This window comes from Cohnella luojiensis, from assembly GCF_004564235.1.
GTDB classification, from domain to species: Bacteria; Bacillota; Bacilli; order Paenibacillales; family Paenibacillaceae; genus Cohnella; species Cohnella luojiensis.
This window is the reverse complement of sequence record NZ_SOMN01000029.1, coordinates 65,026-72,805: the sequence shown is the minus strand read 5'-3', so window position 1 is coordinate 72,805 and position 7,780 is coordinate 65,026. Positions and strand designations below refer to the sequence as shown.

General features: G+C 50.6%; 6 protein-coding genes and 1 rRNA gene. All 7 read left to right on the top strand.

Going from position 1 to position 7,780, the window contains the following annotated elements; genetic code table 11:
* Positions 1–126: ribosomal RNA gene (locus E2980_RS17685) — 23S ribosomal RNA — on the top strand; the annotation flags it as partial.
* A 354-nt stretch (positions 127–480) separates the two neighbouring features.
* The gene (locus tag E2980_RS17680; protein WP_135153553.1) at positions 481–1,701 is read left to right on the top strand and encodes a putative glycoside hydrolase; all 1,221 of its coding nucleotides are present in this window, start codon (positions 481–483) and stop codon (positions 1,699–1,701) included.
* A gap of 151 nt (positions 1,702–1,852) precedes the next feature.
* A complete protein-coding gene (gene guaB / locus E2980_RS17675; RefSeq protein ID WP_135153552.1) occupies positions 1,853–3,310 on the top strand; it encodes an IMP dehydrogenase in 1,458 nt (485 codons plus the stop codon).
* A 141-nt stretch (positions 3,311–3,451) separates the two neighbouring features.
* Positions 3,452–4,792, top strand: a complete 1,341-nt coding sequence (locus tag E2980_RS17670; RefSeq protein ID WP_240703078.1) for a D-alanyl-D-alanine carboxypeptidase family protein — start codon at positions 3,452–3,454, stop codon at positions 4,790–4,792.
* A 71-nt stretch (positions 4,793–4,863) separates the two neighbouring features.
* Positions 4,864–5,748, top strand: a complete 885-nt coding sequence (gene pdxS, locus E2980_RS17665) for a pyridoxal 5'-phosphate synthase lyase subunit PdxS (protein ID WP_205699991.1) — start codon at positions 4,864–4,866, stop codon at positions 5,746–5,748.
* A gap of 127 nt (positions 5,749–5,875) precedes the next feature.
* Positions 5,876–6,466, top strand: a complete 591-nt coding sequence (gene pdxT / locus E2980_RS17660; RefSeq protein WP_135153550.1) for a pyridoxal 5'-phosphate synthase glutaminase subunit PdxT — start codon at positions 5,876–5,878, stop codon at positions 6,464–6,466.
* Positions 6,453–7,733: a serine--tRNA ligase gene (serS, locus tag E2980_RS17655; RefSeq protein ID WP_135153549.1), complete on the top strand. Its 1,281-nt coding sequence runs from the start codon at positions 6,453–6,455 to the stop codon at positions 7,731–7,733. The genes pdxT and serS overlap by 14 nt, the downstream gene beginning before the upstream one ends.
* The last annotated feature ends 47 nt before the right edge of the window (positions 7,734–7,780 follow it).

The following is a 7,780-nucleotide window of genomic DNA, read 5'->3' as shown; positions in this document are numbered from 1 at the left end:
GCCTGCCTCAAGATGAGATTTCCCAATTCGTAAGACCCCTGGAAGAACACCAGGTTGATAGGCTCGGGGTGGAAGCGCGGCAACGTGTGCAGCTGACGAGTACTAATCGGTCGAGGGCTTATCCTAAGCGATACGTGCGACGTAGTCGTCACGAATGACACTGTAAGACAAATGATACTCACCAACTTCTTCTAAGCTTTGCTTCGCATCCAGTTTTCAAGGCGTAAGTATGCAACGCAATGCTACGCATTGCTGTTTGCAACATTGCGGGTCGTGACGATTTCATCGCACGACAGCGTAAGCTTCTCTATGTATAAACTCCAAGCATCCTATGTGATAGGGTGCTTTTTTGTGTTTTGAACATCTGACAAATTAAACCGCGCCGACTATAATCCCCCTCGTCTCCCATAAACTCAGACGCTAAGCAATTCCTCCCGATGCAAACACTACCGTTACTCTGAATCCGGGAGGTCATTTTACATGCATAAGAATAACATCAGGAACATCCTGCAACGGTTGTTCCTCCTATCACTTGCTCTACATGTCTTGTTAACCGGATGTACGGCAGAATCGAGCTCAAAAAAGAACGGCCAACCTTCCCAGAAGAGTCTACAGGAAAATGCGAAAACAGCTACCAAGGAGTCAATATACCGTATTAATGGGCCAGTGGAAGACAGCCAACCAGTGATGCTAACGACTACTCCAAAGCCTATTCGGGCGATTTATGTGAGTTCCCATGTCGCTAATAGCAAAAGGATTAACGAATTAATCAACCTCGTGGATCAAACCGAGCTTAATGCGATGGTTCTGGACATCAATAGCGGAGTTACCCTAATATCTCCAGTAAAATCGGGAAACAAGGCCGACTACACCCAACTCGCTCCGTCGAACAAGCAGTCCGCTCAACATTTTCGCCAAGTGATCAATCAGTTGAAAAAGCATCATATTTATCTGATCGCACGGATCGTAACGTTTAAGAACCCCGAGCTGGCGAATGCGATTCCGGACTGGACTTTGAAACGCAAGGACGGGAAAGTATGGAGGGACCGTAACGGCAATCCATGGATAGACCCGTACCGCCAGGAGGCTTGGCAATATCCGCTCGCCCTGGCTGAACAAGCGGCGATGCTTGGGTTTGATGAAATACAGTATGATTACGTACGTTTTCCCGAGAATGCATCCAAAGTGGACAAAGAGGTCGCATACGCTAACGAGGAGGGTTGGACGAAAAGCGACGTGATCCGAAGATTTCTACATCGAGCGAATCTACGTACGCACAAGCACGGAGCACGGATCTCGGCAGACGTATTCGGGATGGTCGGCTCCTCCAATGATGATATGGGAATCGGGCAGAAGTGGGATCTCATAGCCCAAGAGGTCGACGTCATCTCTCCTATGGTCTATCCTTCACACTACTCTAAGGGGATGTGGGGGATCGATAATCCCGACCTGAGTCCCGGACCTATAATCAAACACGCTTTGAAAGATACGGTCAGGCATAACCACAAGTTAAACGAGAAAGGAATTGCGACGGCTAAGGTGCGGCCATGGTTGCAGGGTTTTACCGCAGGATGGGTTCATCCCCATCAGAAGTATGGTGAAGCACAAATTCGCGAACAAATCAGAGCGGCGCGTATAGCGGGATTCACCTCCTACATGATCTGGAATTCAACGAATCGATATCCCAAATTTACCACCTGAACGAGTGGAAAAGGAAGGAAAGAATGCCCATATTATGCGGGTTTCGGGACTTTCGAATGTGCTTGACAGCCCATGACGCCTCTGCTAAGATTGACGATAATCAATCGGAGACATTAGCCGGATATGCAACCGGCAAAGGAGGTTTTTAGCTGTGTGGCAAACGAAATTCGCCAAAGAAGGACTTACATTTGATGACGTGCTGCTCGTTCCCAGTAAATCTTCCACTCTTCCAAGGGACGTAGAGGTATCAACGATGCTTAGTCCTTCGGTGAAGCTCAACATACCGTTGATCAGTGCGGGAATGGATACGGTCACGGAGGCGGCTTTGGCGATCGCGATTGCTCGCGAGGGCGGTCTTGGAGTCATTCACAAGAACATGTCGATAGCGCAGCAAGCAGAAGAGGTAGATCGGGTTAAGCGCTCCGAAAGCGGCGTTATCACGAATCCATTTTCCCTTACGCCTGAACATCACGTTTACGATGCAGAGGAATTGATGGGCAAATACCGTATTTCGGGAGTGCCTATCGTGAACGGCGAATGTAAATTGGTCGGAATTCTCACCAACAGGGACTTGCGCTTCGTGCATGATTATTCCATTAAAATCAAAGACGTCATGACGCACGAGAATCTGGTAACGGCTCCAGTCGGAACGACGTTGCAGCAAGCGGAAGGCATCCTGCAACGGCATAAGATCGAGAAGCTGCCGCTCGTGGATGAAACGAATACTCTAAAGGGTCTCATTACGATTAAGGATATCGAGAAAGCTATTCAGTTCCCTAACGCAGCCAAAGACAGCCATGGTCGCTTGCTGGTCGGGGCGGCGGTCGGCGTTTCCAAGGATACGTTCGAACGCGCGGAAGCATTAGTTCAGGCAAGCATAGACGTACTCGTCGTGGACTCGGCTCACGGCCATCACATAGACATCGTGTCGATGGTTCGCAAGCTGCGGGATAAATATCCGGAGCTTACGATTATCGCGGGCAACGTGGCGACGGGCGAAGGGACCCGGGATTTGATCGAAGCAGGCGCGTCCGTAGTGAAGGTCGGTATCGGTCCGGGATCGATCTGTACGACGAGGATCGTTGCCGGTATAGGGGTGCCGCAGGTTACCGCTATCTATGATTGCGCAACGGTAGCTCGCGAATATAATATTCCCATTATTGCGGACGGCGGAATTAAATACTCCGGAGAAGTAACCAAAGCCATCGCGGCCGGTGCCAGCGTCGTTATGATCGGCAGCCTGTTCGCGGGTACGGAAGAGAGCCCGGGCGAATCCGAGATCTATCAAGGCCGCCGATATAAGTCTTATCGCGGAATGGGCTCCATAGGAGCGATGAAGGAAGGCAGCAAGGATCGTTACTTCCAAGAGAACGAGAGCAAGCTCGTTCCGGAAGGCATCGAAGGCCGGGTCGCATACAAAGGTCCGTTGAAAGATACGATCCACCAATTAATGGGCGGTTTGCGTTCAGGAATGGGCTATTGCGGAACCTCAACGATCGAAGAACTGAAGAACGATACGCAATTCGTGCGGATCACCGGCGCGGGATTGCGCGAAAGCCATCCTCATGACGTGCAAATCACGAAAGAAGCACCGAATTACTCTATGTAAAATCCAATTTGGATTTCGTTAAAGAGAAGCCGAGGGACAGTACTAATCTGACCTTCGGCTTTTTCCTTGCCGTTTTATACTTGGGTGGTCCTATGTTACAATAGGGCGTAACTATTTTATCGAAAAAAAGGAGAGAATGCGTTGAATCGCCATCATCTATTGACCCTACCGAAAGCATTCATCACGAAGCGGTTCGTCGCCGTTGTCGTTCTACTTAGTTTTCTGTCGTTATTTATTCTTTCTTCTATGGCCAGCGCTGCTCCGGCGGTACCCGGCGCTCCTGAACTCGATGCTAAAGCCGCAGTTCTCATGGATGCCGAGAGCGGTCAAATTCTATATCAATTAAACGCGGATGTCGCGGCACCACCGGCAAGCATGTCGAAAATGATGACGGAGTATCTCGTATCCAAAGCGGTTAAGGAAGGAAAGATCACCTGGGACCAAACGGTCAGCGTAGGCGAGAATGCTGCTTCGCAAGTGGGAAGCCGTATTTTCCTGGCGGAAGGCGATAAACATACGATAAAAGAATTATATATCGCCATGGCCGTAGGCTCGGCTAATGACGCAACAACTCAACTTGCGGTGACCGTTGGGGGATCCGAAGAAGAATTCGCGAAGATGATGAACGAAACCGCCGCGGAACTGGGGATGACAAAATCCCATTTCATAAACTCCACCGGCCTTGACCGAGCGGATATGCCCGAGAAGTTCCGTCCTTCGTCTATTGATGGGGAAACGGTGATGTCCGCTAAGGATTCCGCTATTCTTGCTTATCACATTCTTAAGGAAGAACCCGAATTTCTCGAGACCGCGAAAATCCAGAAGTATAAGTTCCGCGAACGCGACGAGAAACCGATCGATAACTGGAACTGGATGCTCGGCTCCAACAAGGATAATCCAAACCTGAAGAAATTCGCATACGAAGGCGTAGACGGTTTAAAAACGGGACATACCAGTAAAGCGGGGAACTGTTTTACGGGAACGGCATTGCGTAATGGCACCCGCCTGATCGCGGTCGTTATGGGTGTTCCCGGCGGCACGAACGATGGTAAACGATTCTTGGAAACCGCTAAATTGTTCGATTATGGTTTCAACAATTTCGAGAAAAAGACGGTTATTCAAGCGAAAGCGGTTGTTCCAGGTCATGAGACCCTTAAGGTTAAAAAGGGAAAATCCACGAAATTGCCTGTCGTTACAGCAACGGACATAACCGTATTGATTCCTAAGGGCACAACCGTCGAACCAGCCATTCAAGAAGTGAAGAGCACTCAGGATCCGCTTGTCGCTCCAATCAAGCTTGGCGATAAGGTGGGTACCGTAACTTACAAATATAAAGATCCATCGACACAGGAAGACAAAGCGATATCGATTGATCTCATTGCCTCTGAAGATGTAAACAAAGCCAGCTGGTGGAGATTGATGTTCCGCGCGATCGGCAACTTTTTCTCGGGTCTGTTCCAGGGGATCGTAGATCTTTTCTAAACGACTTAAATAGTTGTCTAATACACCATCTTCATGTAAAATTTATGTTTAGAATCTTCGGGAGGCTTAAAATCATGGAAACGGGAACTTCGAGAGTGAAACGCGGCATGGCAGAGATGCAAAAGGGCGGCGTCATCATGGATGTCATGAGCGCCGAGCAAGCTAAAATCGCTGAAGCAGCAGGAGCAACGGCTGTAATGGCTTTGGAAAGAGTGCCATCCGACATTCGTGCAGCCGGCGGCGTAGCGCGTATGGCGAACCCCGAGCTTGTCGAGGACGTTATGAAAGTCGTTAGCATCCCCGTTATGGCTAAAGCAAGAATTGGCCATTATGTAGAGGCTAAAGTATTGGAATCCCTCGGCGTCGATTACATCGATGAGAGCGAAGTGCTTACTCCGGCGGATGAAGTGTATCACATCGACAAATCGTCGTTCACCGTTCCGTTCGTATGCGGAGCTAAAGATCTAGGAGAAGCTCTGCGCCGGATTCAAGAAGGAGCATCCATGCTCCGGACGAAAGGCGAGCCTGGAACGGGCAATATCGTCGAAGCGGTCCGTCACATGAGGATTATTACCGGACAAGTACGCAGAATTCAAAACCTGTCCAAGGACGAGCTATTCCATGAAGCTAAAATTCTCGGCGTCAATTACGACTTGCTTCTGAACGTTCACACTTCCGGTCGTTTACCGGTCGTTAACTTCGCGGCAGGCGGAGTGGCTACTCCTTCGGATGCGGCATTAATGATGCATTTGGGCGCGGATGGCGTATTCGTTGGTTCCGGTATTTTCAAATCGGATAATCCCGAGAAATTCGCTCGCGCGATCGTCGAAGCTACGACACACTATGAAGACTATGCATTGATCGCACGCGTATCCAAGGATCTGGGCGAAGCGATGAAAGGAATCGACATCTCCAAGCTGCATTCCTCCGAGCGTATGCAAGATCGCGGACTGTAATACAGCCGATCGATATCTACTTGCTGGTCACACGCGGTTAACCATCGAGCGGCTTCCATCCGGCAGAGCAACATGCCGAAGGAGGCCGCTTGAGATTTATTATTAGAGCGGGGAAGAAGGAAGGCAAATGAACATCGGAGTATTGGCGCTGCAAGGGGCGGTCGCCGAGCATATTCGGAGCATCGAACTTGCAGGCGGACAAGGCGTCGCGGTGAAGAAGGTCGAGCAGCTTGCCGAGATTGACGGTCTAATCATACCGGGGGGCGAAAGCACGACGATAGGCAAGCTAATGCGCAAATACGGGTTTATTGAAGCGATCCGAGAGTACGCCGGCAAGGGGAATCCCGTGTTCGGAACTTGTGCAGGGCTAATTGTATTGGCCGAACGTCTCGAAGGCGCGGAAGAGCCGCATTTGGGCTTGATGGATATGACGGTAGCGCGTAACGCATTCGGTCGACAGCGGGAAAGCTTCGAGACGGACTTGGATGTCAAAGGGATCGAGACGCCTCTGCGCGCGGTATTCATTCGTGCTCCGCTCATTAAGGAAGTCGGCGATAAGGTGGAGGTATTATCCGTCTATCAGGGTGAAATCGTGACGGCGCGGCAGGGGAACTTGTTAGCCTCCTCCTATCATCCGGAATTGACCGACGATTACAGACTGCATGGGCTATTCATTCGCATGGCCCAAGAAAGGGGACAACCTCATGTTGGACGTTAAGCTGCTCCGCAGCGATTATGATAAAGTCGCCCAAGCGTTGAACAACCGTAACGCTTCTTTGGATCTGATCTCCGCTTTCCCTCGGCTCGACATTAGCCGTCGCGAGAAGCTTACCGAGAGCGAGCAACTCAAGAACCGTCGTAACGTAGTTTCGCAGGATGTAGCCAAGCTGAAAAGGAACGGCGAGAACGCGGACGATCTCATCGCAGAGATGCGCGATGTTAACGATCGAATCAAGCTTCTGGACGAGGAAGTTCGAGAGATCGAGGCGGAAATGGATAACCTGTTGCTTTCCATTCCCAATGTTCCGCATGAGAGCGTGCCGGTAGGGGCTTCCGAGGACGATAACGTCATCTTACGCGTTATTGGCGAACCTGCGACATTCGAATTCGATGCTAAACCTCACTGGGAGTTAGGTACGGAGCTGGGAATATTGGACTTCGAAGCGGCGGCCAAGGTTACAGGCTCGCGGTTCGTGTTCTATAAGGGGTTAGGCGCGCGTCTTGAACGTGCTCTGATCAACTTCATGATGGATCTTCATTCCGATAAGCATGATTACGAAGAGATTCTTCCCCCCTATATCGTGAATCGAGATAGCTTGGTGGGCACGTCCCAGCTTCCTAAATTTGCCGAGGATCTGTTCAAGCTCGAGGGCACGGATTACTTCCTCATTCCGACAGCCGAGGTTCCGGTGACGAATTTCCACCGCGAAGAGATATTGAGCGCGGATGCGTTGCCTAAAGCCTTCGTGGCATTCAGCGCGTGCTTCCGCTCGGAGGCCGGCGCATCCGGACGCGATACCCGCGGCTTGATTCGCCAGCACCAATTCAACAAGGTAGAGCTCGTGCAGTTGGTCGCTCCGGATAAATCATATGAGGTATTGGAGCAGCTTACGGGGCACGCGGAACGGGTACTGCAATTGCTCGAGTTGCCTTACAGGGTATTGGCTCTATGTACCGGAGATATGGGCTTCGGTTCGGCGAAGACCTATGATCTTGAGGTATGGCTGCCAAGCGCGGGAACTTACCGCGAGATTTCCTCTTGTACCAACTTCGAGGATTTCCAAGCGCGCAGAGCGGGCATTCGCTATCGACCGGAGAACGGAGCAAAGCCGGAATTCGTGCATACTCTCAATGGATCCGGTCTCGCTCTAGGACGTACGGTCGCCGCCATTATGGAGAATTACCAGCAAGCGGACGGCACGATTAAAGTGCCGGAGGTTTTGAAACCGTACATGGGCGGACTCGACTTTATTGTTCCTCGCTAGTTGAAATCACCTCTCGTATGTGATATAATCATTTGGCAGTATCGGTC

Bases quoted from the DNA above. Each gene is read 5' to 3' on its own strand.
- serS (WP_135153549.1), top strand. From the start codon at position 6,453: ATGTTGGACGTTAAGCTGCTCCGCAGCGATTATGATAAAGTCGCCCAA.
- E2980_RS17680 (WP_135153553.1), top strand. From the start codon at position 481: ATGCATAAGAATAACATCAGGAACATCCTGCAACGGTTGTTCCTCCTA.
- pdxT (WP_135153550.1), top strand. From the start codon at position 5,876: ATGAACATCGGAGTATTGGCGCTGCAAGGGGCGGTCGCCGAGCATATT.